The 23,026-nt window shown below is 44.5% G+C and carries 28 protein-coding genes; 9 read left to right on the top strand and 19 right to left on the bottom strand.

What is annotated here, in order from left to right; translation table 11 throughout:
• Position 1 precedes the first annotated feature (1 nt).
• Positions 2-1,438: a S41 family peptidase gene (locus ICE94_RS04800; protein ID WP_216149397.1), complete on the top strand. Its 1,437-nt coding sequence runs from the start codon at positions 2-4 to the stop codon at positions 1,436-1,438.
• 3 nt (positions 1,439-1,441) lie between these two features.
• Positions 1,442-2,206: a HesA/MoeB/ThiF family protein gene (locus ICE94_RS04795; protein ID WP_216149395.1), complete on the top strand. Its 765-nt coding sequence runs from the start codon at positions 1,442-1,444 to the stop codon at positions 2,204-2,206.
• On the opposite strand, the gene ptsP is transcribed toward ICE94_RS04795, so the two are convergent.
• The 8 genes from ptsP to ICE94_RS04755 form a co-directional block, all read right to left on the bottom strand.
• Positions 2,193-3,950, bottom strand: a complete 1,758-nt coding sequence (gene ptsP, locus ICE94_RS04790) for a phosphoenolpyruvate--protein phosphotransferase (protein ID WP_216149393.1) — start codon at positions 3,948-3,950, stop codon at positions 2,193-2,195. The two genes, ICE94_RS04795 and ptsP, sit on opposite strands and share 14 nt — an antisense overlap.
• Positions 3,951-4,220, bottom strand: a complete 270-nt coding sequence (locus ICE94_RS04785; protein WP_216149391.1) for an HPr family phosphocarrier protein — start codon at positions 4,218-4,220, stop codon at positions 3,951-3,953. It abuts the gene before it with no gap.
• 15 nt (positions 4,221-4,235) lie between these two features.
• On the bottom strand, positions 4,236-4,664 hold the full coding sequence (locus tag ICE94_RS04780; RefSeq protein WP_216149389.1) for a PTS sugar transporter subunit IIA: 429 nt from the start codon (positions 4,662-4,664) through the stop codon (positions 4,236-4,238).
• Between the two features lie 12 nt (positions 4,665-4,676).
• Positions 4,677-5,624, bottom strand: a complete 948-nt coding sequence (gene gshB / locus ICE94_RS04775) for a glutathione synthase (protein WP_216149387.1) — start codon at positions 5,622-5,624, stop codon at positions 4,677-4,679.
• Position 5,625: 1 nt separating this feature from the next.
• Complete coding sequence (gene gshA / locus ICE94_RS04770; RefSeq protein WP_216149385.1) at positions 5,626-6,918, bottom strand: glutamate--cysteine ligase; 1,293 nt, start codon at positions 6,916-6,918, stop codon at positions 5,626-5,628.
• A 119-nt stretch (positions 6,919-7,037) separates the two neighbouring features.
• Positions 7,038-8,522 carry an ammonium transporter gene (locus ICE94_RS04765; RefSeq protein ID WP_216149383.1) on the bottom strand — a complete coding sequence of 495 codons (1,485 nt, stop codon included), beginning with the start codon at positions 8,520-8,522 and terminating at the stop codon, positions 7,038-7,040.
• 13 nt (positions 8,523-8,535) lie between these two features.
• The gene (locus ICE94_RS04760) at positions 8,536-8,874 is read right to left on the bottom strand and encodes a P-II family nitrogen regulator (protein WP_216149381.1); all 339 of its coding nucleotides are present in this window, start codon (positions 8,872-8,874) and stop codon (positions 8,536-8,538) included.
• A 24-nt stretch (positions 8,875-8,898) separates the two neighbouring features.
• Positions 8,899-9,702, bottom strand: a complete 804-nt coding sequence (locus ICE94_RS04755; RefSeq protein WP_216149379.1) for a TorF family putative porin — start codon at positions 9,700-9,702, stop codon at positions 8,899-8,901.
• A gap of 283 nt (positions 9,703-9,985) precedes the next feature.
• On the opposite strand from ICE94_RS04755, the gene ICE94_RS04750 reads away from it, so the two are divergent.
• Complete coding sequence (locus ICE94_RS04750) at positions 9,986-10,216, top strand: accessory factor UbiK family protein (RefSeq protein ID WP_216150940.1); 231 nt, start codon at positions 9,986-9,988, stop codon at positions 10,214-10,216.
• On the opposite strand, the gene ICE94_RS04745 is transcribed toward ICE94_RS04750, so the two are convergent.
• The gene (locus tag ICE94_RS04745; protein WP_216149377.1) at positions 10,208-11,470 is read right to left on the bottom strand and encodes a nitrate/nitrite transporter; all 1,263 of its coding nucleotides are present in this window, start codon (positions 11,468-11,470) and stop codon (positions 10,208-10,210) included. The two genes, ICE94_RS04750 and ICE94_RS04745, sit on opposite strands and share 9 nt — an antisense overlap.
• 16 nt (positions 11,471-11,486) lie before the next feature.
• Positions 11,487-12,086: a hypothetical protein gene (locus ICE94_RS04740; RefSeq protein ID WP_216149375.1), complete on the bottom strand. Its 600-nt coding sequence runs from the start codon at positions 12,084-12,086 to the stop codon at positions 11,487-11,489.
• Positions 12,087-12,135: 49 nt separating this feature from the next.
• On the opposite strand from ICE94_RS04740, the gene ICE94_RS04735 reads away from it, so the two are divergent.
• Positions 12,136-12,633 (top strand): peroxiredoxin, encoded by a 498-nt coding sequence (locus ICE94_RS04735; RefSeq protein WP_216149373.1) that lies wholly within the window; start codon positions 12,136-12,138, stop codon positions 12,631-12,633.
• Here the strand turns inward: ICE94_RS04735 and lipA are convergent, their stop codons facing one another.
• From lipA to ICE94_RS04705, 6 genes are read right to left on the bottom strand one after another with little or no spacing between them, the layout of a single operon-like run.
• Complete coding sequence (lipA, locus tag ICE94_RS04730) at positions 12,634-13,584, bottom strand: lipoyl synthase (protein ID WP_216149371.1); 951 nt, start codon at positions 13,582-13,584, stop codon at positions 12,634-12,636.
• Positions 13,585-13,593: 9 nt separating this feature from the next.
• Positions 13,594-14,235: a lipoyl(octanoyl) transferase LipB gene (lipB, locus tag ICE94_RS04725; RefSeq protein ID WP_216149369.1), complete on the bottom strand. Its 642-nt coding sequence runs from the start codon at positions 14,233-14,235 to the stop codon at positions 13,594-13,596.
• Positions 14,235-14,510 carry a DUF493 family protein gene (locus ICE94_RS04720; RefSeq protein WP_216149367.1) on the bottom strand — a complete coding sequence of 92 codons (276 nt, stop codon included), beginning with the start codon at positions 14,508-14,510 and terminating at the stop codon, positions 14,235-14,237. Before ICE94_RS04720 ends, lipB begins: the two co-directional genes overlap by 1 nt.
• Position 14,511: 1 nt before the next feature.
• A complete protein-coding gene (locus ICE94_RS04715) occupies positions 14,512-15,225 on the bottom strand; it encodes an alpha/beta hydrolase (protein ID WP_216149365.1) in 714 nt (237 codons plus the stop codon).
• Between the two features lie 4 nt (positions 15,226-15,229).
• Positions 15,230-15,544, bottom strand: a complete 315-nt coding sequence (locus ICE94_RS04710) for a ferredoxin (protein ID WP_216149363.1) — start codon at positions 15,542-15,544, stop codon at positions 15,230-15,232.
• Between the two features lie 7 nt (positions 15,545-15,551).
• Positions 15,552-16,640, bottom strand: coding sequence for a VanZ family protein (locus ICE94_RS04705; protein WP_216149361.1), 1,089 nt, complete (start codon positions 16,638-16,640; stop codon positions 15,552-15,554).
• Between the two features lie 26 nt (positions 16,641-16,666).
• Here ICE94_RS04705 and ICE94_RS04700 point away from each other — a divergent pair, with 26 nt between their 5' ends.
• The 3 genes from ICE94_RS04700 to ICE94_RS04690 are packed head-to-tail and all read left to right on the top strand — an operon-like array spanning position 16,667 to position 18,338.
• Positions 16,667-17,440 (top strand): biotin--[acetyl-CoA-carboxylase] ligase, encoded by a 774-nt coding sequence (locus ICE94_RS04700; protein WP_216149359.1) that lies wholly within the window; start codon positions 16,667-16,669, stop codon positions 17,438-17,440.
• Positions 17,437-18,195 carry a type III pantothenate kinase gene (locus tag ICE94_RS04695; protein ID WP_216149357.1) on the top strand — a complete coding sequence of 253 codons (759 nt, stop codon included), beginning with the start codon at positions 17,437-17,439 and terminating at the stop codon, positions 18,193-18,195. Before ICE94_RS04700 ends, ICE94_RS04695 begins: the two co-directional genes overlap by 4 nt.
• Positions 18,192-18,338, top strand: a complete 147-nt coding sequence (locus ICE94_RS04690; RefSeq protein ID WP_216149355.1) for a hypothetical protein — start codon at positions 18,192-18,194, stop codon at positions 18,336-18,338. The genes ICE94_RS04695 and ICE94_RS04690 overlap by 4 nt, the downstream gene beginning before the upstream one ends.
• Here the strand turns inward: ICE94_RS04690 and rfaE2 are convergent.
• From rfaE2 to ICE94_RS04675, 3 genes are read right to left on the bottom strand one after another with little or no spacing between them, the layout of a single operon-like run.
• Positions 18,335-18,832: a D-glycero-beta-D-manno-heptose 1-phosphate adenylyltransferase gene (gene rfaE2 / locus ICE94_RS04685; protein WP_216149353.1), complete on the bottom strand. Its 498-nt coding sequence runs from the start codon at positions 18,830-18,832 to the stop codon at positions 18,335-18,337. The genes ICE94_RS04690 and rfaE2 overlap by 4 nt on opposite strands.
• Before the next feature lie 23 nt (positions 18,833-18,855).
• Positions 18,856-20,409 (bottom strand): cryptochrome/photolyase family protein, encoded by a 1,554-nt coding sequence (locus ICE94_RS04680; RefSeq protein WP_216149351.1) that lies wholly within the window; start codon positions 20,407-20,409, stop codon positions 18,856-18,858.
• Positions 20,385-21,314 carry a cobalamin B12-binding domain-containing protein gene (locus ICE94_RS04675; RefSeq protein WP_255539085.1) on the bottom strand — a complete coding sequence of 310 codons (930 nt, stop codon included), beginning with the start codon at positions 21,312-21,314 and terminating at the stop codon, positions 20,385-20,387. The genes ICE94_RS04680 and ICE94_RS04675 overlap by 25 nt, the downstream gene beginning before the upstream one ends.
• Positions 21,315-21,609: 295 nt before the next feature.
• On the opposite strand from ICE94_RS04675, the gene ICE94_RS04670 reads away from it, so the two are divergent.
• Complete coding sequence (locus ICE94_RS04670; protein WP_255539136.1) at positions 21,610-22,155, top strand: glutathione peroxidase; 546 nt, start codon at positions 21,610-21,612, stop codon at positions 22,153-22,155.
• Between the two features lie 9 nt (positions 22,156-22,164).
• Complete coding sequence (gene folE2 / locus ICE94_RS04665) at positions 22,165-22,959, top strand: GTP cyclohydrolase FolE2 (protein ID WP_216149347.1); 795 nt, start codon at positions 22,165-22,167, stop codon at positions 22,957-22,959.
• Positions 22,960-23,026: the final 67 nt, after the last annotated feature.

Below are 23,026 nucleotides of genomic sequence, written 5' to 3'. Positions count from 1 at the left end.
TATGTATAAATACATTAAGAGCGCTGCCCTGGTCACCACTGGCTTAATTGCCGGTGTTGCATTGACCTTACAACTTTCAGCGACTGCACAGCAAGGTAGTTCTAACTTGCCACTCGATGAGTTACGCACGCTCTCTAATGTATTTGGACAAATCAAACGAGATTACGTTGAGCCTGTAGAAGATAAGCGCCTCCTAACAGATGCCATCAAAGGCATGGTCAGCGGCCTTGATCCTCACTCTTCATTTTTGGATAAGAAAGATTTTGCTGAAATGCAAGAACATACCCAAGGTCGCTTCGCAGGCTTGGGTATTGAAATTACCTCTGAAGATGGCCTTGTCAAAGTCTTAAATCCGATTGAAGATACTCCCGCTGCGCGTGCCGGATTGCAGCCGGGCGATTTAATTACAAGGCTCGATGACAAACCGGTCCGCGGCATGACTTTAGATCAGGCTGTACGTCGCATGCGCGGTGAGCCAGGCACCAAAATTACTCTCACCATCTTCAGAAAGAGTGAAGATCGCACTTTCCCAGTCACCATTACACGCGCTGAAATTAAAGTGCAATCCATCAAAGCAAAAATGATGGAACCTGGCTTAGCATGGGTTCGTATTACGAGCTTCCAAGAAAGAACGGTTCCAGATTTAGCAAAGAAATTGCAAGAGCTGTCTGAGAAAAATGGCCCCATCAAAGGTCTAGTACTTGATCTTCGTAATAACGGTGGCGGTCTTCTGCAGGGTGCTGTTGGTGTATCAGCAGCGTTCTTGCCTAACGATGTCACGATTGTTTCTACACGCGGTCAATCAAGCGATGCAAGACAAACATTTAAAGCGAATCAAAATAACTATCGCCTATCTGAGTCTAGCGATCCATTAGCCGGGCTGCCTGCTGCTTATAAAAATATTCCTATGGTCGTTCTCGTAAACGCCTTCTCTGCCTCTGCCTCAGAAATCGTAGCAGGTGCACTACAAGATCACAAGCGCGCCACCATCATGGGTAAGACCACCTTTGGCAAGGGTTCTGTACAAACCGTCAGGCCTTTAAGCGCAGATACTGCTTTAAAACTCACAACGGCTTATTACTTCACTCCGTCTGGTAAATCGATTCAGGCTTTTGGCATCAAACCAGATATCGCGGTGGATCAAAATCCAGAGGGCGACCCTGATGATGTACTCATCACTCGTGAGATCGATAGCGAAAAACACTTACGCAACAAGCAAGCGTCTGAAGACAAGCTACTCAAAGAGAGAGAAAAGCGTCGCTTAGAAGAATTGCAACGCATTGAAGAAGCGAACGCCAAAAAGTCCGCTGAAGAAAAAGAGAAAGAACGTAAACGTCGCCCACCCGAATTTGGCACGACAGAGGACTTTATGTTGCAGCAAGCTTTAGCGCACCTCAAAGGCCAAAAAGTAGTTCGCTCTAAATCCAAACTCGAATAAACGATGAACGATGAGGATTTGCTCCGCTATTCACGCCATATTCTTTTAGATGATATTGGCGTTGAGGGACAAGAGCGGATCCTCAATGCGCATGTGCTCATCATTGGCGCTGGGGGATTAGGTTCTGCTGCAGCTCCTTATTTAGCGGCAGCAGGAGTAGGGCAGATCAGCCTCGTTGATCATGACGCGGTCGATTTAACGAATCTACAACGCCAAATCATGCATCGTCATACCAGTGTAGGTATGGCAAAAGTAGTATCTGGCAAACAAATGCTAGAGGCTCTTAATCCCAATTGCCAAGTTCATACTTATCAGCAAAAAGCAGATAGTGATTTGCTGAATACTCTTTTGCCCACAGTAGATGTAGTTCTCGATTGCACGGATAACTACGCCACACGACAGCTCATTAATCGCTCTTGTGTAGCCTTTAAAAAACCTTTAGTCAGTGGTGCGGCGATACGTTTTGACGGCCAGATCACGGTGATTGATCCGCGTATCGATCAATCTGCCTGTTATGCCTGTATGTTTTCCCCAGAAGAAAATTTTGTCGAAACAAAATGCTCTACGATGGGCGTGTTTTCTCCCTTGGTCGGCACTATTGGCACACTCCAAGCGGCTCAGGCATTACAAATACTAGGTGGTTTTGGTGAACCTCTAAGCCACGCCAAAGGCAGTCGCCTACTGATGTGGGATGCTTTGCGTAACGAGATGAATCAGATACATCTTAAGAAGCGTCTAGACTGCCCTGTGTGCTCTAAAGCGTCTTAATTTTTTCAATCAGCTCTAGTTGTTCATGAGCCTCATCGAGCTCTAATAGCTCTTGCACAGCACTTCTTAGCTTAGAAATATCAGAGCGCAGAATTTCTTTCTTGATGGATAGGATTTGATTAAAGTGCATAGAAAAGTCTGTTAAACCCATACCCAGCAGAATTTTTGTCATATCCAGCTCGCCAGCCATCTCCCCACAAATCGACACTGGCACACCCGCACGCTTTGCTTGAGCAATCACGCTAGCAATCAAACGCAAAACGGCAGGATGATAAGGATCATATAAGTGAGCCACCGCATTATCAGCACGATCAATTGCCAAGGTGTACTGAATCAAATCATTGGTACCAATCGAAATGAAATCCAAACGCTTGATAAAGATCGATAGTGCCAATGCGGCAGCAGGAACCTCAATCATGGCGCCCACTCGGATATTGGGATCAAATGCTTGGCAGCGGTCTTCCAATTGTTTCTTAGCCTCAGCAATCAACTCCAGTGTTTGATCAACCTCTTGGGCATGAGCCAGCATTGGAATTAAGATCCGCATTTGGCCATAAGCAGAAGCCCGCAAAATAGCTCTCAATTGAGTCAAGAACATATCGGGCTCCGACAAAGACCAACGTATTGCCCTTAAACCCATTGGAGAAACTGCATCGCTGGCACTTTGACCGCCATCGAGGGGCTTATCAGCACCAATATCAATCGTTCTGATTGTGACTGGTAGGCCCTTCATAGCCTCGACCGTTTTTCTATATGCCCAATATTGTTCTTCTTCATCGGGCAAACGACCTTGACGGTTCATGAACAAAAATTCAGAACGGAATAATCCAATACCCACCGCCCCAGAGTCCAATGCTGCTGGTGCATCATCAGGCATTTCCACGTTAGCCATTAAATCAATAGCTACACCATCCAATGTCAATGTAGGAGTGTGCTTAAGTCTGAAAAGCTTCTTCTTTTCTAGCTTTCTTTGGTTTTGTAAATGACGATATTCATCTAAAACGAGATCGCTAGGGTCGACAATTACAACCCCACGATCAGCATCAATAATGATCCAATCATCTTGCTTGATCAAATCACTGGCTTTACGTACACCGACCGCCGCAGGAATATCCAAACTTCTGGCAACAATCGCCGTATGAGAGGTCTTACCCCCTAAATCTGTCACAAAGCCACCGAACTGTAACTCTTTAAAGCGCATCATGTCAGGTGGCGCAATATCATGGGCAACCACAATCAACTCCGAGAGCTTGCGCGAGTCTGATACCGTGGCGCAGAATGAGGCAAAGGTTTGATGATCCTCACCGTGATGTAAAACCTTCATCACACGCTCAACCACTTGCTTAATATCTACTGCTCTCTCACGCAAATAATCGTCTTGTATCTCTGCAAATTGATTGAGCAAGTTATCTAACTGATGAGCTAAGGCCCACTCGGCGTTATAACGTTGGTCACGAATGAGCTCAAGAGGTGTCTCTGTCAATATCGGATCTGACAAGATCATGGCGTGTACGTCCAAGAAAGCACCCATTTCTTCAGGCGATCCGGATGGCAAACTGACTTTTAGATTCTTGAGTTCTTGGCGAACGATTTCAAAGGCATCTAGCAAACGTTGTTGCTCAGCCGCAATTCCTGTTTCAGGAATGAGGTGATGTGAGACATCCAGTGTCGAAGGGGCAATACGCAGGGCACGACCAATGGCAATACCATTGGTCACTGAAATGCCATGCAGACTAAAAGCCAATTATTCCCCTTCTCCAAAACGATCATCAATCAAGGCTTTGATAGCATCAAAAGCTTCCTGCTCTTTTTCGCCACTGGTCTCTAAAGTCACCACACTACCCAAGCCTGCAGCGAGCATCATGACGCCCATAATACTTTTGGCGTTGACACGACGCCCCCCCTTACTAAGAAATACCTCGCAAGGATATAAAGCTGCCATTTGCGTTAACTTTGCAGAAGCTCTCGCATGTAAACCTAATTTATTAATGATGGTGATATCGGCACTGGGCATATGAAACCTAAAACTTTATGTATTGGAATTATCAACCGTTTGATTAAGATGTCCTATTGGGATTATTCCCTGTTGGCCACCATGCATCGCTTTTTGTATCGCTGTATCTAGTGGCTCTGCGCGATACGCAATCGCACGCATGAGCATAGGCAAATTGACTCCGGCCAACACTCTGACACGCCCCTCATATTCTGGTAAGTGCGCTAATTTCGTGGCCACATTGGCCGGTGTTGCGCCCATGATGTCAGTCAAAATAATCAAACCGTTACCCGTATGAATCGCTGAAGCTATCGTTTTTGCTTTTTCTAAGGTGACCTTAGCATCCTCATGCGCCATGACATCCAATGACTCTATACGATCAGGCACCTCGCCATAGACGTGGCGTGCAAAGTCTTTTAAAGCCGAAGCTAAAGGAGCATGAGCAATAAGTAGGATTCCAGCCATAAAGATTAAAACTTAAGCAAATTTAGATTCAATACTTGATAACCACTCGATAGCCACATCATGACCTGTTTGTTGAGTAATTTCAACAAAACATGTAGGACTGGTGACATTAATCTCGGTGAGATAACCGCCAATAAAATCCAAACCTACCAGATGTAAACCTCTAGCTGCTAGGAGTGGGCCAATGGCTTGAACCACTTCTTTTTCACGGTTTGTTAAAGCTTGGGCCCGAGCCTCACCCCCTGCAGCCAAGTTACCACGCACCTCGCCTGCCTGAGGTATACGTGCTAGCGCATACGGGACTGCCTTGCCATCAATCAGAAGAACACGCTTATCTCCCTCACTAATTTCAGGAATAAAGCGCTGAGCCATCAGAGCCTTTTGCCCATGCTGACCCAAGGTTTCCACCACGCTCGCCAAATTTAGTCCATCTGCACCAATCCGAAACACTCCCATGCCGCCCATGCCATCCAAGGGCTTAATGATGATGTCTTGATGTTTTTGATGAAACTCACGTATGTCAGAGACGTGATGCGTCACAATCGTTGGCGGAGCCCACTGCATGAACTCTAAAAGAGCTAGCTTCTCAGAGTGATCACGTAATGCTTGAGGCTTGTTAAGAACAATAGCGCCTTCTTTTTCAGCTTGAGCCAGCATCCATGTAGCAGTCAGATAGGCCACATCAAAGGGAGGGTCCTTACGCATCACAATCACATCAAAAAATGTGGCTGCCTCTACGCTTTGCTTTTGCACCTTATACCAAGGGACTAATGTTGTATCAGTGAGGATATTTAAGTGCTGCGCAGCGCATCTCACAGCCCCCTCAAGATAGCTCATCTGATCAATCTCACAATGCCAGACTTCATGACCCTTTGCGCTAGCAGCACGCATCATAGCTAAAGTACTGTCTTTGGCTACCTTGAAGGCATCTAATGGGTCTGCAACAAATAGGAGGCGCATCTTATTCAGCCTCTGGGTCCGTTCTCTCTAACTCAATCGATGCGGCCAGTAAAGCTAATCGGGCAACTACACCATATAGATAAAAGCGATTAGGCACAGCCACACCTGGCTTAGCTGCAGTATCTGGAATCGCATTGTGAGCAAATGCCAAAGGCACAAAATGCATACCCGGTGAGTTGAGGTTTTCATCAACACCACGATCGGTATGAACACGGTAAAAACCTCCGACCACATAACGATCCATCATGTATACAACAGGCTCAGCAACTGCTTCATTAATCTTTTCAAAGGTATAGACACCCTCTTGAACCAAGATGTCACTGACTTCAAGACCGTCCTTGACCACACTCATCTTATTGCGGTCCTTGCGATTCAGATCTTTGACCTCTGACGCATCTTTCACAGTCATGATGCCCATGCCGTAAGTGCCTGCATCAGCTTTGACAATCACATAGGGCTTTTCTTTAATACCGTACTCGCGATATTTACGGGCAATCTTTTTGAGTATTGCATCGACACTTTCTTGCAAACACTCTTCGCCTTTACGCTCATGGAAATTAATACCAGCGCATTTCGTATGAAAAGGATTGACCATCCATGGATCAATGTCTATGACCTTAGCAAACTTTTTAGCGACATCGTCATAGGCATTGAAGTGATTCGATTTACGACGCGTTGACCAACCCGCATGTAATGGAGGCAATAAATACTGTTCGTAAATATTCTCCAAAATGGGCGGCACCCCGCCAGACAAATCGTTATTCAGAAGAATAGTGCAGGGATCAAAATCTTTAAGTCCAAGACGACGGCCCTTCATGCCTATGCGGACCAAGGGCTCTAATACCAATCTCTGACCATCAGGTAAATCGACTGGGGTAGGCTTTTTGATGTCATCACTTAAAGAGCCCAAACGGACATTCAGACCTGTTTGGCGCAAGATAGACGCTAAGCGTGCGACGTTTTGCAAATAAAACACATTGCGTGTGTGTTTTTCCGGAATCAAAAGTAAGTTCTTAGCGTCTGGGCAGATCTTTTCAATCGAGGCCATGGTGGCTTGCACAGCCAATGGCAACATGTCTGCTGATAGATTATTAAACCCGCCTGGGAATAAATTGGTATCTACAGGGGCCAACTTAAAGCCTGCATTACGCAAATCTACCGAGCAATAAAAGGGCGGCGTATGTTCTTGCCACTCCAATCTAAACCAACGCTCAATCGCTGGGGTTGCGTCTAATACCTTGCTTTCTAATTCAAGCAAAGGGCCATTCTGTGCGGTAATTAAATGTGGAACCATACTGTCATTCTAAGTCAGATAAAAAAAGAGCGGGTTCGTTATGAATCCGCTCTTTAAAGTTGCCCAGAAATCGCTGCAATAACTGGGCTATTTCACACTAACTAGAGAAATACTCGACCTTACACTTCGTAGGCAGTTTCGCCGTGAGATGTAATGTCCAAACCTTCGCGCTCCTCTTCTTCTGGAACACGCAAACCAATCACTAAATCAACTAGTTTGTAGGCAATGAATGAAACAACGCCTGACCAAACAATCGTGATGAGTACCGCTTTCAATTGAGTCCATACTTGGCCAGCAATTGAGTAATCAGCAGACACAGCATTGGCAACATAGTCATAAATACCAGTACCGCCTAGATCAGGAGAAGCAAATACACCTGTTAAGAGGGCACCTAAGATACCGCCTACGCCGTGAACACCAAACACGTCCAAACTGTCATCAGCACCTAACATGCGCTTGAGACCACTGACACCCCATAAGCAGAGTAAGCCAGCAACTAGACCGATGATGATTGCACCCATAGGGCCTACAAAACCTGCAGCAGGCGTTACAGCAACCAAACCAGCGACGGCACCAGAAGCAGCACCCAACATAGATGGCTTACCTTTTGACAGCCACTCACCTAAAGTCCAAGTGAGTACAGCGCCTGAAGTAGCCAAGAATGTGTTGGCAAATGCTAGAGCAGCACCACCCGTTGCTTCAAGCGCAGAACCGGCATTGAAACCAAACCAACCAAACCAGAGCAATGAAGCACCGACCATGGTTAATGTGAGGCTATGAGGCTTCATGGCTTCTTTACCGAAACCAATACGCTTGCCAATCACATAAGCACCTACCAAACCAGCAACAGCAGCGTTGATGTGAACGACTGTACCGCCAGCAAAGTCTAGAGCACCCATTTGGAACAAGAAACCAGAAGCGGCTGTGGCTGCTTCGGCGGCGGCTGCATCAGTAAATGCATCAGGACCTGGCCAGAACCAAACCATATGAGCGATTGGCAAATAGCTGAATGTGAACCACAAAACAATGAATGCCAATACAGCAGCAAACTTCGCACGTTCAGCAAATGCACCAATGATCAAACAGCAAGTGATCGTGGCAAATGCGCCTTGGAATGAGAAGAATGTGTACTCAGGAATCACGACGCCTTTGCTGAATGTTGCACCCACAGATTCAGGGGTCAAACCAGCCAAGAAGAGACGATCAAAACCACCAAAGAATGCGCCACCTTCTGTAAACGCAATACTGTAGCCATAAACAGCCCACAACACTGCGATTAGAGAGAAGATCACCATACATTGCATGAGCACGGAGAGCATATTCTTACTACGCACCAAACCACCGTAGAACAAACCTAGGCCAGGCAATGTCATCAAAATGACCAATGCTGTACAGATCATGATCCAAGCAGTGTCGCCTTTGTTAGGAACAGCGGCAGGGGCTGCTGGCGCAGCAGGAGCTGTAGCGGCTGTAGCAGCTGCGGGAGCTGTTGCAGTCGCTTTAGCATCTTGTGCATAAGCAGGTGTACTTACCGCCAAACTAAATGAACCCAGAGCCAATGCTGCTGCACCAGCTGCGAGTAGACGTTTAATCCAATGTGTCATTTTTTACCTCGCTTTATAGAGCAGACTGACCGGTTTCACCGGTACGAATGCGGATGACTTGTTCAATTGGCGAGACAAAAATTTTGCCATCACCAATCTTGCCGGTTTTTGCAGACTTCTCAATTGCTTCGATCGCTTGCTCAACGATGACGTCATCAACGGCAGCTTCGATTTTGACCTTAGGTAAAAAATCCACAACATACTCAGCACCACGATATAACTCGGTGTGACCTTTTTGTCGGCCAAAGCCTTTAACTTCTGTGACGGTAATACCTGAGACGCCAACTTCTGATAGCGCCTCACGTACCTCGTCAAGCTTGAAAGGCTTGATGATTGCAGTAATAAGTTTCATGAGGTTCTCCGTGAGGTCGCCAGATTAGAAAGCTTTGGTTAGAGACAATACAAAAGCATCTTTGTATAAAGTCTTTGTGCCAGCGGTTGCATATGCTTTTGAACCAGCACTCATATCGTTGGTATGGTACTTACCGCTAATGATCACACCATCCAAGTCATAAGTTAGGCCAACATAGTAGTCAGCATAGGAAAATTTTCCAGTTCCAATGTTTACAGATGCTGACTCTTTATAGTCTGTATAGCCCGCATGAGCAACCAGGGATAACTTTGGTGCAATCTCTTGCGTCAAAGTTAAATCGTAATATTTTGTCCCTCTTGCACTTTTAGTCGTATCAGTAGATGCAAAGTAGTTATCACCTACTACATAGTTCACCTTGAATAAAGCTGGCCCATAGGTGACACCGACGTAAACTTCTTCTGTATTTGCGGCATAGTCAGTACCTGAATCACTACCTTTTCTAGAGCCTGGATAATAGTAAGCAATCGCACCAAAATCAAAAGTCAAACCAGAAATCTCTTTTTTAAAACCACCATAAAAATCGACCTCAAGGTTATCGCCCTTTGAACCCGCTGCCCAGTCAGAAACCTGCGATGCCCATGTACCAAGATAAAAACCTTCTTTAAATGCAACGTCTACACCGCCTTGTAAAGCTGGGTTTTTGTTATTTTGTGAAAGACCACGGAAGCGATAGTCGCTTGTGATACCGATGTTAGGTGTAATCGTTACGCTTGGCACCTCAGCTGGTGCTGTTTGAGCCATAGCGCCTGAAGATAATGTTGCTGCAGCAGCCAATGCGATTGCAGAGAGAGTTAAGTAAGTTTTCATTTGTTGCACTCCTAATAAACAATCCAAGGGAAATTCCTTGCAATGATTTAAAGCAATCTGCGTGCCAGTTTAATTTTCTTATTAAATATCAATAACTTGTTAAATTTGTTTTGATTGAATGGTTTCATTGTCATCCTTTTTCGATGAATAACCGCACTTTTGTTGGGCATATTTCGTTCACCATAATGGTGCATCTTTTTGGTGCATGACGGCTATGCTTTAATTTGGTAAAAAGTAGCTTTCCTAAGGAGTGATCGTGAATCCCCAAGACGTTTTACAAAAAATGCAAAGTATTGCTAATGAAATGCAATCCAAAGTGAGTGATGCGATCAAGCAAACACCTGCAAAAGATTTAGAAAAAAATGTTCGCAGCCTAATGACCCAAGGTTTTCAAAAAATGGATTTAGTGACTCGCGAAGAATTTGATATTCAGACGCAAGTATTAGCAAAAACACGTGCGAAGTTAGAAGAGCTCGAAGCTAAAGTCGCGGCGCTTGAAAAAAACTCAAAGTGATTCGTGTATTTGGAAATTCTTTTTTAGCGGCTTAGGATAAAAATAAAACCATAGGTAAGCCGCTAACTGCATCACAAAGAAAACAAAGAAGACTTGTCTGAAAGCATCAGCTTTTGATTGCTCTAAATTAGTTGCAATATCTAATCCAACACCAATTAACCACTGGACAAAGAAAGCCCCTATAAAAATAATCAGGTTATAGCTAGTGCTAGCTACACCAGCATTTTGTTTCGGGAAAGCAGTACTCACTGTACTTTGTCCCAAGATATGAGTTGTTGAAGCTGCAGCCATCGCAACCCAAAATATCCAAGCGTGCGTGCTCGTAGAGGTAATAGCAAAGAACTGCAGCCCCAGACTTAACATCAATGCCCATTTGACATACAAGATCGTGTGTACACCTTTAAGATTAATTTTAGGTATCAGCCAAGCATTAAAGGCATAAGCACACAACATCGCAGCATTGAATAAAAAGAGTATCTGCGCAGACTGCTTAGGATCAAAGCCTGACACATAAATGAACCAGGGGCCGATCCATAGAGTCTGTAAGGCCATGAAACCACCATGATTTATGACACCTAATGGCAACATTCTGATGAAAAAAGGATGTCTGACAATTTGCCAAAGACTCATGGATGCTTCGGCATGCTCACCCTGATTATGCTTTGGATGATCATCAAATCGCGGCAAGCCAAAACGAATCCCCAGCATGGCAATAAAGACGAGAACCGCCATCACCACAAAAACGCCACGCCAACCTATCACTGGCAAAGATATTTGTACTGGTACTGTCGTCAGCAGGGCGCCCAAGGTACCAAAGACCAACATACCCGAGGCTAGCTGGCCTTGTTGCTCTAACTTAAACCAACGACGATAAGCAGTAAAAGCCGCCATCAAACAAGCCGAGACTCCCACACCAATAAATAAGCGGCCCAACATCAAGCCATATAAGTCTTCTGCGAAAGCAAAGGTAATAGCCCCTAGTAGGGCAAAGATCAATAAGATGCTTTCCGTACGGCGCGAGCCATAACGATCCATTGCCAGCCCTAAAGGAATTTGCATACATGCAAAACCAATAAAGTAGGCGGAAGATAAAAGACCTAATTGTGTATTGCTAATGGCTAAGTCATTGACCAACTCTGGGGCAATTACTGCATTGATTGAGCGAAAGGCGTAAGACAAAAAATAAGCAAAGGCAAATAAAAGAAAAATCTTGAGTGCTACCAACCCACGAATTTGACTTTTATCTTGAATCAAAATGAGTCCTCAATGATTAAAAAGGCCTAAATTGGTTGAGGAACATCTGATGCTGTTCTGTATGTTCTTGAGTATTCTTCTCATTGAGATTGCTTTGCAAAACACTCAATTGATAAATCATGGTGGTGCCATCAGGAAATTGCCTTTGTATTTGGCGCACGATCATGACTCTCTTTTTCTGATCAGGCCCAAGACCGCTCAATTGCCACTCCTTGGCGGGCAACTCATAACTGGGCGAACCTAAAGTACGAACTGTTTTATGGCTCACTAGCGGCTCATCTTGATTACCAAGATTAGCTAAGATGCCCTTTTGCAAATAAGTGCTCACTTCATTGGCTAGCTTTGCCTGCTCTTTAGTCAGCTGTATCGCACCAACCGCATAAAGTGCATCTCCGGCACGAGCAGCTTCCATGGTCATCTTAATTTTTTGGTCGGCAATGAGTAAGGTTTTTTCTGCCCGAGTAGGCTTACCTGGATACAAAGCCTCAAACAGCAAATCATCAGATTTAACTGTGCGCCAATCATAGGTAGGCGTACAAGCTGACGATGCGATGGCCATCAACAATGCCACACTAACTTTGTAGAAATTAGCCAAAAATGATCTTTGTGTTTGCATAAACTATGATTATGCCTATTCTGGGTCATTTGAGCGAAGAAGACTTGTCATGAAAAAAATCTATCAAATCATTTTTAGTCTTATCTGTGCAAGTACCCTCTGGGGCTGCCAGTCCAATACTCAACAAAGTATGCCCACTTTTAAAGTTGCCGAAGTGAATGGCCAAACACTCACACAAGACACACTCAAGGGTAAAGTGACTGTGATTAACTTTTGGGCCACGAGTTGCACCACCTGCGTTAAAGAAATGCCCGACTTAGTAAAGACTTATGAAAAGTATCAAGCAGCTGGCTTAGAGATGGTTGCTATTGCCATGTCATATGACCCACCGATGTATGTGGTGAACTTTACTGAAACACGCAAACTACCATTTCGGGTAGCGATGGACTCTGATGGTTCTGCTGCAAAAGCCTTTGGCAAAATTCAGCTGACTCCTACAACATTGGTAATCGATAAAAAAGGCAAGATTATCAAGCGCTATGTTGGTGAGCCTGACTGGTCAGGCTTTCACCAACTATTAGAAAAGTCTCTGGCTGAAAAAATCTAATTAAACGACGCCCGCTTGATGAGCTTGCTCATCAGCGTGGTAGCTTGAACGCACCATCGCACCGACCGCCGCATGGGTAAAGCCCATTTCATAAGCTTTTTTCTCAAACATGGCAAATGTGTCTGGGTGCACATAACGACGTACTGGCAGATGATGGTTCGATGGCGCTAAATATTGACCAATAGTGAGCATATCAATATTGTGCTCACGCATATCTTGCATGACCTGCAAGATTTCTTCATCAGTCTCACCTAAGCCGACCATCAGACCACTCTTGGTTGCAATATTTGGATATAGCGCTTTAAAGTCTTTCAGAAGCTTTAAAGAGTGCATATAGTCAGAGCCTGGACGCGCTTCTTTGTATAAGCGAGGTACAGTCTCTAAATTATGGTTCATCACATCAGGCAAGCCCTTGGCAAAAATATCCAAAGCTTTTTCAAGGCGGCCCCTAAAGTCAGGGACGAGCACCTCAATACGCGTATTAGGTGATAAATCACGGGTTTGCGTTATGCAATCGACGAAGTGTTGCGCCCCACCATCTCGCAAATCATCGCGATCCACACTGGTAATGACAACATAAGAGAGCTTCAAAGCGGCAATTGTTTTTGCCAAATTCGAGGGCTCATTCACATCGAGCGGGTCAGGTCGGCCATGACCTACGTCACAAAATGGGCAACGACGGGTGCACTTATCACCCATGATCATGAATGTCGCTGTACCTTTACCGAAACACTCGCCAATATTCGGGCAACTCGCTTCTTCACAAACAGTAACTAACTGGTTCTCACGGAGAATTTTCTTGATTTCATGAAAACGGGAATTACCAGATGCTGCCTTGACTCGAATCCAATCCGGCTTCTTCAAGGTTTCTTCCAGAGGAACAATCTTGATGGGTATCCGCGATGTTTTATCGGCAGATTTCTGTTTTTGAGTTGGATCGTACTTAGTCATATGAGTTAACTACTGATTGAGTTGTGCTTCTAAATGAGAAACAAGCTTAATAGCTACATTATCAACCTTTTCCACAATTCCGATAGTAGCCATATCAACTGTGCGTAAACCAGCATAACCACAGGGATTAATTTGCTCAAAAGGACTTAAATCCATATTAACGTTGAGCGCTAAGCCGTGATAGCAACAGTGTTGACTCACTTTAAGACCTAAAGCCGCTATTTTTGCCCCCCAAAAGCTTGGGTTTAACTGCGCCGATTCTGATAAATAGATCCCAGGAGCCCCCGACTTGCGCTCTGAGAGGATTGCATAGTCAGCTAGGGTATGAATAATCGATGCCTCAATCCGATGCACCAACTCTTTGACATAAATACCGCGACGCTTTAAATCCAGGAGTAAATAAACGACCACTTGCCCTGGGCCATGGTAGGTAATTTGACCCCCACGATTGATATGCACTAAAGGAATCTGCGTATCACGCTGGAGTAAATGACTTTCATCTCCAGCTTGGCCTAGCGTAAATACAGGGGGATGTTCTAAAACCCAAATTTCATCGGCTGTATGTTTATCTCTATTTTTTGTGAAGTTCTGCATGGCCTCATAGATAGGCTGATAGTCTTGCCGACCCAAATACTGAATCTTGCAATCCATCAAAGAACCACACTCACCAAGGGATGTGTCGATAGCGTGCGATACAACTCATCCAACTGCTCACGACTTGTCACCCATACGGTGACCGTTAAACCGAGATAATTGCCCTGCTTAGAAGGTCTTTGTTCAACAGTCTTTTCATCAAACTGAGGATCGAACTGCTTGACCACAGAAACGATCGCTTCTAAATAACCAGCTTGATGTTTACCCATCACCTTGATAGGAAAAGCACAAGGATAGGTAATGAGAGATTCTTCTTTTGAGATTTCTGCCATCTTAAGCCTTAGGCTCTGGCTGACCCTGCCAAGCTCTAATAATCAAATCCCGAATGCAATGTAGTTTGCGGTGGAAAAAGTGATCAGCACCAGGAATCACCTGCACAGTCAATTCTTGTGGTCTAGCCCAATCAAGCACACTCGCCAAAGGAATGACATCATCCACTTCGCCATGGATCACTATCGTATCTTTAGGCACTGGCGCCACCTCCCACTTCGAAGTAGCAGAACCCACCATAATTAAGCGCTCTAGAGGTATTTGTAATTCGTTCAGACGCGTCACGACGTGACTGCTGACATAACTACCAAATGAGAAGCCCGCTAAAGCCAAGGGTAATTCATCAACGAGATGCGTCCAGGCATGCTCTTTAATCTCATCAATGCCTTGCCAATTAAAACTATCGCGCATCCATTGAATTAAAAAGACCAAATCATCTGTCTCGCCTTTGCCATCATCATGCGTTCCTGCGCTGGCGCCCACACCACGAAAATTAGGTCGCAAACTAATGTAACCCAATTGCGTAAAAGTGCGAGCTAAGGTTTGCGCCACCTTGTTGTCCATCGTGCCACCCAAAAGAGGATGAGGATGAGCCACCAAAGCTAAACCACGCGGCCTAAACGAAAGCGGCTCATGACGCACTCCATCTGGCAAATCTAATGACGCCTCAATATTACCGGCTGGACCTTGAATATGAACTGCGATTGTGCGTGACATATTTTTATTCTTGAATGACTAAACGCTCGACCACACGACCTTCTTTGAAATGGCTTTGAATGATTTCATCAATATCGGTCTGATCAACAGCGGTGTACCAAACACCCTCGGGATAAACCACCATCACTGGACCATGCGCACAGCGGTTTAAGCAACCTGCCTTATTGACACGCACCTTGCCCTCACCATCCAAACCTAAGGCTTTACAAGTCTTCTTTGCATAATCAAAAAGCTCTTGGGCTTGATGAAGGGCGCAACAATCATCACCGTTAGGGCGTTGATTGAGGCAGAAAAACATATGGTATTTGTAGTAGCTCATATTTAAATTATATCGAGGGCTTAGTTTTTAAGCCTTTTAATAAGGACAATGCCGCCAATAAAGGCCACAGCCAGGCCAGCCATGACAATAATGAGTTGAAATGTATCAAACGCCCTTGGCGCCACTCTTGCAAAGCCACCAAGAAATATGGGTTCTTGGGGAATAAATTGACCAAAATCAGAACACAAACAAATGCGAGGATGGCCAGTAGATAGATATAGCGTCTTTTCAGTTGCAAAATTGCCATCAGGACAATGCTCGAAAAAATCATGCCCCATAGAGCTGCTGGAGTTAACCAGACAAATGAACGCCCAATACCAAATTGCATTCCGGCAAATAGAGCCTTCATCAAAACAGTCATGATGAGCAACACACTGAGTAAACGATAGCGTGGGGCACTATCACGCATCGCCAAAGCAATAATCAATGATGCTGCAAGCCAAGCCATCATCGTGGTGGCAATTTCTAAACTGGCAAAGTTAACATCCACACGCCACAACTTAGGACTCCAGAGCCAATCAGGCAAATCTCCCATAGCAAGCCATGCAGTTTGAGGATAAATTTGAGCAAACGGAAATGCCAATATCAATATCAGAACACTGGAACGCTGGCCAAACCATTCATGTCTTTTTCTTTGAAAGGCCGTTCCCGACAACCAGCGAGGATCCATCGGCATGGCCAAGAGCGCGCCAATCGCCACTCCCCCTAAATTAGCCCACCAATCGACATTACTTGGAATTCTAGACATTAACCATGTCTGCAAAGACTCCAGCACACCAGAGAGCAAACCGCCGACTAATAGTGCAATCCACAAAGCTTGGTAACCACGAGAACGAGGATACAAAGCAAACACCAAGAGAAAGCCTAAGGGTACGTAACCTAGGATATTGGTAAATATGTCAAAGGAAGTGATGTAGCGAGGAATCGGCGCCCAAAACCATTCAAATTGCTCGACCCCCACTTGTAAATTAAAGTTAAACGGATAAAGACTCGCGTAAATAATCAACAACACATAACCCACGCACGCCATCCTAGCCGTGGGCATGGGTAAATCGGGCCATTGAATAAATTGCGGTTTACGAAAATTACTCGTCATACTGACATACTACCTACAATATGCCTATGAGGACAAATTGGCAGATTCAGCACCTAGCAACAAGCCCATCAAGCAATGACGCACTGGCTCACGGTCTTAGAAACCAGAGCATAAATCAGGCCACTGCTTTATTAGTGGATGAACAGACTGCAGGTAAAGGCAGAATGGGGCGCTCATGGTTAAGCGATCCTCATACATCACTCACTTTTTCTGTGGCACACCCGATCTATCGTAGCTTTGCAGAACTCTCAGGATTGAGCCTAGCTTGTGGCCTCAAAATCTGGCAAGGCATTGCTAAAGCGTGCTCAATCAGCAAAGAGGAACTCTACGCTCGCGGTTGCCGACTCAAATGGCCTAACGATCTTTATATACACAATCAAAAAGTAGGGGGCATTCTGATTGAAGCGGTCAGTCCTCAGGCCAATCAACATTGGCTCGTTATAGGTATTGGTCTAAACCTACTAGGCACACCACAACATAGCTCTATTAATCAGGCTGGATCTTTGTCTGACATACTCGACCCAAGGTATTTGGTCCGTGAAAATCTCTTTAGAGCCATCTTGGATGAGCTCGCTGATTTATTTCAAGATTTTGCACAGGGTGACTTTAGCCAATTTCAGGCAGAATGGAATCGTTGGCATTTATTTCAAAATCTCGAATGTCAAATTGTGCAAGAGGGCCAAGTCATCGACACAGGCATTGCCTTGGGTGTTGACACACAAGGTCAACTAGAACTGAAGACATCTACGGGCATACGTAAAATCATGGCAGGAGATGTCTCATTAAGGAAACAGGCATGAGTCTTTTACTAATCGACGCAGGCAATAGTCAATCCAAGTGGGCTATATGTCAGGAGAACGCTTCGATACAGACCCCGATCACAGATGTCAAAAGTATTGATTCTGCCTCTATTGATCCTAAAAATCATACTTGGCTAAATTTAAATTTAGGTCAAGATATCCGACATATTTATGTATCTAGCGTACTCAGTGATGCATTACAGCAAAACTTAAGCCAGCGCCTCTCTCAAGAATACGCAGGCATCTCTATTCAATACATAGCTCAACACAAAAACTTACTTCACTCTAGCTATAAAAATATTGCGCAGCTCGGAAGCGACCGCTTTGCCAATCTGCTGGCTAGCCGGGCTCTGATGCCTGCACAAAATCTTCTGATTATCAGCGCTGGGACAGCTACCACTATCGATCTACTAGATTCTTCTGGTGAACATCGAGGTGGCTTGATCCTTCCCGGTCTTGGCCTCATGCAAAATGCCTTGGCCAATGCCACCGGTCAGCTACCTAAAATAAATTCCTTTGCCAATCAAATTGGCTTGGCTAACAGCACCGAAGAAGCGATTCAACAAGGTACTCTGGCAGCTCATATTGGAGCTGTTGAGTTGCTCATCAGCAAACTAGATGAGACCGTCAGTCAAATCGTGCTAACGGGTGGCTATGCCTCTTGGATTGCCCCTCACTTAAATGAGCCCGTTATTCAAATTCCTGATCTCGTTCTCAGAGGATTACTCTGTCTTCATAAAAAACTAAATCCATGAAGAAAAGCATCGTCCTAGTCTTATTAATTATTGCAGTGACTTTCTTGAGCCTGACTATGCTTTTTAATCCCAGTGGCGCTCAACAATGGATTAATCATTGGTTTGAGTCCCCTGGGGCTAGCCCACAAAATAAGGCAGATTAAGATTGTCTGATCTTCTTGACTAACTGAGTTGTAGAACGATCATGAATAAATGGAATTGCATAAGCTTTACCACCCCAAGACTCCACGCACTTCGTTTCTTCTAGGGTGGCAATGTCATAATCCCCGCCCTTGATATAGATATCTGGACGAATGATTTTGATGAGCTCTACAGGTGTTTTTTCTGTAAATAATGTGACGTAATCCACAGACTGTAAGGCGGCTAATAAGGCCATACGATCATCTTCACGATTTAATGGTCGATCATCGCCTTTACCCAACATTTTGACCGAAGCATCAGCATTGACTCCAATCATCATGCTCTTACCAAAGGTTTTGGCTTGCGCCAAATAACTGACATGGCCCCTGTGCAAAATATCAAAAACCCCATTCGTAAAAACAAGTGGTCTTGGTATGCTCGCTAACACTGCCTGCAAATTCTCACGCGCAATGATTTTTTTCTCAAAGTCGGGATCAGGTAATTGATGAATGTCCATACGACTGTCTATGCTAAGTGGCCTTAAATTTGATCGATATGAGAGAGTATAGATTGTGCATGTAGCACTATTTCTTTTTGCTCATCTTCGCTGATTTTATTGAGATTAGCCATCATCAATTTCATGCGTGGATTTTTATTAAAGTCTTGTTGGTTCTTGATCAAGAAATGCCAATAAAGATTGGTAAATGGGCATGCATTGTCACCATATCTTTGCTCTGATTTATATCGACAAGCACCACAATAGTTACTCATCCGCTTAATGTAGGCACCGCTGGCAATATAAGGCTTACTGGTAAAACGCCCCCCGTTTGCAAATAATGCCATCCCTGCCACATTAGGTAATTCAACCCACTCTACCGCATCAACATAGATGGCCAAAAACCAATCAGCGACTGCTTGCGGCATCACCTCTGCCAATAAAGCAAAGTTACCCAAGACCATCAGCCTTTGAATATGATGGGCATAACCATACCTCAAGGTCTGACCTACTGTGTCTTGCATACAGGCCATTTTTGTTTGTCCTGTCCAATACCATTTGGGTAGTGCGCGTGTGTTTTTAAAGTAATTGGCTTGGGCCATATGAGGCATGTCTAAAAAGTACATCCCTCTAATAAATTCACGCCATCCAATGACCTGCCTGACGTAGCCCTCTATCGTTGATAAATCAATTTTTTGCAAAAGTCCTTCTGAAACCACCTTGTCCACAAGTTCTTGCGGTGAAATCAACTTGAGATTCAAAGCCGCTGAAATTAATGAATGCCAACCAAATGGGGTTTGGGTCCACATCGCATCTTGATACTCTCCGAAATGAATCAGACGATTTTGTAAAAAATCATCTATAGCTAACAACGCATCTTTGCGCGTCACTGGCCAAACAAAATCATCGAGCTCGCCGGGATGATCTGTAAACTTTTCTTGAACCTCTTGTATGACTTTTTGCGTAATCTCATCAGGTTCAATAAACAGAGGGGGTGGTATTAGGCCAGGCCCCTTCTTAGAGTACGGCTTACGGTTTTCGTCATCAAAATTCCAACGCCCACCTAAGGGTTCATCACCCTCCATGAGTACATTATGTTTCTTACGCATCATGCGGTAGAAAAACTCAAGACGTAACTCTTTCTTCTGGTGAGCCCAAGCAGCAAATTCTTTTTTCGTGCAATAAAAATGCGTATCTTCAAGCCATGTGCATACTATTTTCTCGGCCTGACACATTTGTTCGATCTCTTGCTGTACTCGATAATCGCCAGGCTCAACGGCCATTAATTCTGTAGCACCTTGTGTTCTTAGATAGACTCTTAATGTCTCTACTAGTGCGTCATTGGTTTTAATGTATTCGAGCGGATATGCTTTGCTTTTGATGTCATCTGCAAAGTGGCGCATCGCAGAAAAAAATAGGGCGATTCTTGCTTTATGAGACCAAACCGTTTGAGCCTCATGAGATGACTCAATCATCACCAGTGAGTCAGTTTGCTGATTTATTTTTGTAAATAATGGCGATTGATGATCAAGTTGATCCCCCAGTATCAACCCGATCAGTCGTCTAGCCCCGCTTACTGATTGCGAACGAGACGCCACTCTTTGACGTAGTTAGATATATCTGGGAGTTGCTCAATCACACGAATACCGTCCGGGGCACGACGCTTGAGCGCTTGGTTCTCACCACCTGCCCATATCTCAACGCCAGGAGCCAACTTAGACTTCAACTCATTCAAACCATCCACCACCTGGTTTTGATTAATTTGTGTTGAAAATGACAGGGCAACAATATCTGCTTTTTGTGCTCGTGCAGCTTGTGCTATTTCGAGAATAGGTGTTTGTGTACCTAAAGATACGCAGACACATCCCTCTAAAGCCATGAGTGCCTCAGCCATCAACAAACCTAAACTGTGTTGTTCTTGTGGGAAGGTTGTTAACAAAATTCTTGGGCGTGCCAACTCTTCATTCTGGCCCGTATGTCCCCTCGGTACAGAATTAATGGCCGTTCTTAAAAGATGCTTGATTTGTTCTGTGAACAAATGTTCTTCATGAATCTCGATCTTGCCGTTAGCCCAGTAGTCGCCTATGTTCTTAATCAATGGGGCCACAATATCTATTACAAAGCGGTCTAAACCAATCTTCATTAATGTGGTTGAAAGCGCTAAGCGCAAGGCCTCGGTTTGATGTGAACGCAATAAGTCCAAGTAACGATTCATATCGTCTTGGGTAATGACTGGTATCGCAGAGCTGTGTTCGTGCGTCTGTGTTCCCTGTGTGGCTAATTCTCTTAAAGTCTCAATAGGCAAAGGAACAATACGGCCGGGGCGATGACCAATATCAAGTAAACGCTTGAGTAAGCGCAACTTTTCTATCTGATCTGCGGGGTAAACACGGTCATCATTAGCATCGCGGAGTGGCTTTGGGAAGCCGTAACGACGCTCCCAAACCCTTAAAGTATCTTTAGCAATGCCTGTATCTCGCTCAACGGCTGCAATGCTGAGCATATCTGGCAAATTCGTAAACCTAACATTCATAAGTGATGACTCATGGGGTATCGCCAAGTTAATACTTGGTGTCGATGAACAAATTCTACACTGTCATAGACAAAATTTGCATATTTTTTATTTTTTAGCTAATATCTGAACAAGTACTAAATTTGCCCTAGACAAAAACCCTATTTGTCTAATGGGATTTAGCGAAATTATAAGGGTCGAGGAGACAAAACCCATGTTGGTCGCAAATATAGATGACCGATCCCCACATAGCCAGCGTAAGACTGGCCGGGGATTTTTTGTGCGCATGGCTGCCTACACCTTCATTATTTCTACTCTATTGATACTTAGCTGGCCTAAGGAAGCAAGTGCTATGACCTGTCCAAGCTCACTTTCGTTTACTTTCCCACGCCTACAAGATGAAGCGCCACAAAATCTTTGCCAGTACCAGGGCAAGGTGATTTTGGTGGTCAACACAGCAAGCTACTGTGGTTTTACAAGTCAATACGAGGGCTTAGAAAAGCTCTATGCACAATATAAAGACCGTGGACTTGTGATTCTAGGCTTTCCATCCAATGACTTTGGTAAGCAAGAGCCCGGTAACAATAAAGAGATCGCTGATTTTTGCCACAACACTTATGGCGTCAAATTTCCTATGTTTGCAAAAAGCTCAGTATCGGGGGCAGATGCAAACCCTCTATTCAAATTACTGATCGAAAAATCAGGTACTAAACCCCGTTGGAATTTTTATAAGTACCTGATCGATCGTCAGGGTAATGTGGTCAATGCCTACAGCAGCATGACCTCACCTAGCAGCAAGTCTCTTATTAAAGACATTGAAAAAATCCTATAGGAATCTGATATGAACGCCCCAGAAAAACTTTTCTTGCCCGATGTTCAGTCAAGCCCTGATGAACGTCAAATTGTGATTCAAAAAGTGGGGGTGAAAAGTATTCGCCACCCCATTCAAATTCAGTTAAGCAACGGGCCGCAGGCAACAATTGCGCAGATTGATATGACTGTACGTTTAGCCGCACATCTAAAAGGCACGCATATGTCACGCTTTTTAGAAATCCTGCAAAGCCACCATGCTGCGCTCGATTACGAAAGCCTGAAATCTATGATGGAAAGCATGCTCAATCGCTTAGAGGCAGATGCTGGACACATCACGATTGCGGCTCCTATTTTCATTAATAAGGTGGCCCCTATATCTAAGGTAGAAAGCCTTCTAGACTATGACGTGGTTTATACGCTCAGCTCTGTCGATGGTGTTTTCTCTCTCGAGCAAGAAGTGCGCGTACCTGTCACGAGCCTATGCCCTTGCTCCAAAAAGATTTCTGACTACGGTGCGCATAATCAACGCTCATTGATCAGTATGAAAACAAAGATCAATCAAGCGATGCCGATTGAGCGCCTGATTGATATTGCAGAAAATGCCGCGTCCTGCCAACTCTGGGGTTTATTAAAGCGCCCTGACGAAAAATATGTCACAGAGTATGCCTATGACAATCCAAAATTTGTGGAAGATCTAGTTAGAGACATCGCAGTCCAATTACAAAAGATGCCAGAAGTGAGCTATTACGAAGTTTCTTCTGAAAACTTTGAATCTATTCACAATCATTCAGCCTATGCCTGGCTGTGTGGTCCGCAACAGTGAACCCTTTTAGCCACAAGACATGAAGCCTACTGAGTCAAACAATTTCTCTCCCTCCCTTTTTAGACTC

This window comes from Polynucleobacter sp. MWH-Loch1C5 (assembly GCF_018881775.1).
Lineage (GTDB): Bacteria > Pseudomonadota > Gammaproteobacteria > Burkholderiales > Burkholderiaceae > Polynucleobacter.
The sequence above is the reverse complement of the archived record's forward strand: the minus strand, read 5'-3'. Positions and strand labels throughout refer to the sequence as shown.

Coding starts and splice junctions, on each gene's coding strand:
- ICE94_RS04800 (WP_216149397.1), top strand. CDS start 2: ATGTATAAATACATTAAGAGCGCTGCCCTGGTCACCACTGGCTTAATT.
- ICE94_RS04795 (WP_216149395.1), top strand. CDS start 1,442: ATGAACGATGAGGATTTGCTCCGCTATTCACGCCATATTCTTTTAGAT.
- ICE94_RS04785 (WP_216149391.1), bottom strand. CDS start 4,220: ATGCCCAGTGCCGATATCACCATCATTAATAAATTAGGTTTACATGCG.
- ICE94_RS04780 (WP_216149389.1), bottom strand. CDS start 4,664: ATGGCTGGAATCCTACTTATTGCTCATGCTCCTTTAGCTTCGGCTTTA.
- gshB (WP_216149387.1), bottom strand. CDS start 5,624: ATGCGCCTCCTATTTGTTGCAGACCCATTAGATGCCTTCAAGGTAGCC.
- gshA (WP_216149385.1), bottom strand. CDS start 6,918: ATGGTTCCACATTTAATTACCGCACAGAATGGCCCTTTGCTTGAATTA.
- ICE94_RS04765 (WP_216149383.1), bottom strand. CDS start 8,522: ATGACACATTGGATTAAACGTCTACTCGCAGCTGGTGCAGCAGCATTG.
- ICE94_RS04760 (WP_216149381.1), bottom strand. CDS start 8,874: ATGAAACTTATTACTGCAATCATCAAGCCTTTCAAGCTTGACGAGGTA.
- ICE94_RS04755 (WP_216149379.1), bottom strand. CDS start 9,702: ATGAAAACTTACTTAACTCTCTCTGCAATCGCATTGGCTGCTGCAGCA.
- ICE94_RS04750 (WP_216150940.1), top strand. CDS start 9,986: ATGCAAAGTATTGCTAATGAAATGCAATCCAAAGTGAGTGATGCGATC.
- ICE94_RS04740 (WP_216149375.1), bottom strand. CDS start 12,086: ATGCAAACACAAAGATCATTTTTGGCTAATTTCTACAAAGTTAGTGTG.
- ICE94_RS04735 (WP_216149373.1), top strand. CDS start 12,136: ATGAAAAAAATCTATCAAATCATTTTTAGTCTTATCTGTGCAAGTACC.
- lipA (WP_216149371.1), bottom strand. CDS start 13,584: ATGACTAAGTACGATCCAACTCAAAAACAGAAATCTGCCGATAAAACA.
- lipB (WP_216149369.1), bottom strand. CDS start 14,235: ATGGATTGCAAGATTCAGTATTTGGGTCGGCAAGACTATCAGCCTATC.
- ICE94_RS04720 (WP_216149367.1), bottom strand. CDS start 14,510: ATGGCAGAAATCTCAAAAGAAGAATCTCTCATTACCTATCCTTGTGCT.
- ICE94_RS04715 (WP_216149365.1), bottom strand. CDS start 15,225: ATGTCACGCACAATCGCAGTTCATATTCAAGGTCCAGCCGGTAATATT.
- ICE94_RS04710 (WP_216149363.1), bottom strand. CDS start 15,544: ATGAGCTACTACAAATACCATATGTTTTTCTGCCTCAATCAACGCCCT.
- ICE94_RS04705 (WP_216149361.1), bottom strand. CDS start 16,640: ATGACGAGTAATTTTCGTAAACCGCAATTTATTCAATGGCCCGATTTA.
- ICE94_RS04700 (WP_216149359.1), top strand. CDS start 16,667: ATGAGGACAAATTGGCAGATTCAGCACCTAGCAACAAGCCCATCAAGC.
- ICE94_RS04695 (WP_216149357.1), top strand. CDS start 17,437: ATGAGTCTTTTACTAATCGACGCAGGCAATAGTCAATCCAAGTGGGCT.
- ICE94_RS04690 (WP_216149355.1), top strand. CDS start 18,192: ATGAAGAAAAGCATCGTCCTAGTCTTATTAATTATTGCAGTGACTTTC.
- rfaE2 (WP_216149353.1), bottom strand. CDS start 18,832: ATGGACATTCATCAATTACCTGATCCCGACTTTGAGAAAAAAATCATT.
- ICE94_RS04675 (WP_255539085.1), bottom strand. CDS start 21,314: ATGCTCAGCATTGCAGCCGTTGAGCGAGATACAGGCATTGCTAAAGAT.
- ICE94_RS04670 (WP_255539136.1), top strand. CDS start 21,610: ATGGCTGCCTACACCTTCATTATTTCTACTCTATTGATACTTAGCTGG.
- folE2 (WP_216149347.1), top strand. CDS start 22,165: ATGAACGCCCCAGAAAAACTTTTCTTGCCCGATGTTCAGTCAAGCCCT.